Origin of the sequence: Eggerthella sp. (genome assembly GCF_048329335.1) — a bacterium.
GTDB lineage: Bacteria > Actinomycetota > Coriobacteriia > Coriobacteriales > Eggerthellaceae > Eggerthella > Eggerthella lenta.
This window is the reverse complement of sequence record NZ_DBFEGU010000339.1, coordinates 1-2,030: the sequence shown is the minus strand read 5'-3', so window position 1 is coordinate 2,030 and position 2,030 is coordinate 1. Positions and strand designations below refer to the sequence as shown.

Annotated in this window: 2 protein-coding genes; one reads left to right on the top strand and one right to left on the bottom strand. The window is 61.4% G+C overall.

Translation table 11 applies throughout. From position 1 onward, the window contains the following. The first annotated feature begins 97 nt into the window (after nt 1-97). On the top strand, nt 98-994 hold the full coding sequence (locus tag ACMO6A_RS10590) for an NAD(+)/NADH kinase (RefSeq protein ID WP_009306271.1): 897 nt from the start codon (nt 98-100) through the stop codon (nt 992-994). Nucleotides 995-1,108: 114 nt separating this feature from the next. Here the strand turns inward: ACMO6A_RS10590 and ACMO6A_RS10585 are convergent, their stop codons facing one another. Continuing rightward, nucleotides 1,109-1,885, bottom strand: a complete 777-nt coding sequence (locus ACMO6A_RS10585) for a hypothetical protein (RefSeq protein ID WP_009607901.1) — start codon at nt 1,883-1,885, stop codon at nt 1,109-1,111. Nucleotides 1,886-2,030: the final 145 nt, after the last annotated feature.

The following is a 2,030-nucleotide window of genomic DNA, read 5'->3' as shown; positions in this document are numbered from 1 at the left end:
GTGTTGAGCTCGTGCGAGCTTGTCGGACATGGACGAACGCTTCCTCATGCTTCGGATATAATGACCCCATCATAGCAAACCCGGAAAGAAGACCCTCATGCACATCCTCATCGTACGCAATAATTCCAACTCGCAAGCCGTGGACGCATCGCTGCTGCTCGCAACGTATTTGGCCACGCAGGGCCTGGACTACACGCTGGTCGATTCGTCCGATCTGTCGTGCCGCTGCGACCATGAGGAGCTGAACGGAGCGCTGGCGTCGGGCGTCGAGATGGCGGTTGTGCTGGGAGGCGACGGCACCATCCTGCGCACGGCTCGCCAGATCGGGACCTCGGGCGTGCCCGTTCTCGGCATCAATTTCGGACGGCTGGGCTTTCTGGCGAACACGGGCGATGAGGGCGTGATCGCCGTGGTTGCGTCGGCGCTGGCGGGCGACGTGGTGGCCGAGCAGCGCACGAACCTGCGCATCGACGTGGTGTGCGAGGGCGAGCCCGACCCGTGGGGCGACGACGATGAGGCGGCGGCGCACGACGTGGACGATCCGGCGCGCACGTTCTTCGCGCTCAACGAGCTGGCCGTGACGCGCGGCGCCAACGGGCGCATCATCGACTTCTCGCTGGGTATCTCGGGCGCGCACATCGCCGACATGCGCGGCGACGGGCTGGTGGTGGCAACGGCCACCGGATCGACGGCTTACGCGCTGTCGGCGGGCGGGCCGCTGGTGGCTCCCGGCTTCAACGGCCTGGTGGCCGTGCCGCTGGCGCCGCACACCCTGCATTCGCGCGCTATCGTGACGGCGGCCAACGACGTGGTGGAGATGGACCTGTCGCTCAACCGAGATCCCCGCGAGGCCGCGCTGTTCGCAGACGGCGAGCTGCTCTCGTTCGACGCGCCGGTGAAGCGCGTCTACGTCAGCCGCGGAGCCGTTCCCACCACGCTGCTGCGCTACCGGCATGACGGATTCTACGAGCACGCCGCCAAGGTGTTCTTCTAAGAGGTTGGCAATGCCCCTGCGGCAGTCGCAACCCATCATCGCCCGAAAAACGCGCTCCAGCCGCTGAGGCGTGTTTTTCGGGCGATGATGGGTTGCGGCCCGGGAGGGGGGCGCTTACAGCCAAAGGCGGTAGGCGGTACTGCTTGAGAAATCGACCATCTGGATGCAGAAGTCGGAGGGATCGAGCTCGTCGAACGAGTTTTGGTCTTTCAAGGCGTTCTTGTTGACTTTGAACGGCAGGATCAGCGTCTGTGACTCTCCTGGCTCGATTCGGAGCAATTCGTCACGATTGTAGTTTTCGTTCGCGAACACGAATGCGTCGTCAAGCACCACTCCGGCTCCTAAGCTGTCGTCTATATAGTCGAGGTTTTCGCTCCACAACGTAACATGCTCAAGGGGCAGCTTGTACCATTGCTGTATAAGGTTGTCGGAGGCGTTGGTTATGGTTACGGTGACCGCTATAAGCTCGCTGCCGTCGTATACCGGGCGGTACGTCCCTGCGTATTCGGGATACCATTCAGCGAAGCCCTTGGTCGTGATGGTTTTGATTTCGGACACGGATAGGTCGATGTCGGGGCATTCGTACTCCCATTCGCCGTTCTCTTTGTAGAAGTCTACCAATTCGGAAGGGGTGCGTTCCACCTCGTCCGGATGTCTGACGTAACGTTGGCCTTGCGTGATGTTCCTTAGCTTCATCGTTGATCCCGGATCGAAATCGACGATCTTAGATAACCCGTATCCGGTTTCAGAATAGAGCCCGTCGCCGATGCGGGGCTCGGGCTCGCGGGGATCCCCTGGGATGTAGCGTCCCACGAACCAGCCCATCACGAGGGCTACGACGATCAAGCAGACGGTTCCTGCGGCTATGCGGACGGTTCGCGTGTTCTTCATGACGGCCTCCTCCGGTCGGCGGCGATCGGGTCGGTTCCCGATTCGATTCGAGCCGAACCTACCATTGCGCAAGGCGAAGCTGCAACGGTGATTTAATTCACCCCTGCTTTGATCTGGGTCGCATGCTATTGTAGGATCCAAGTTG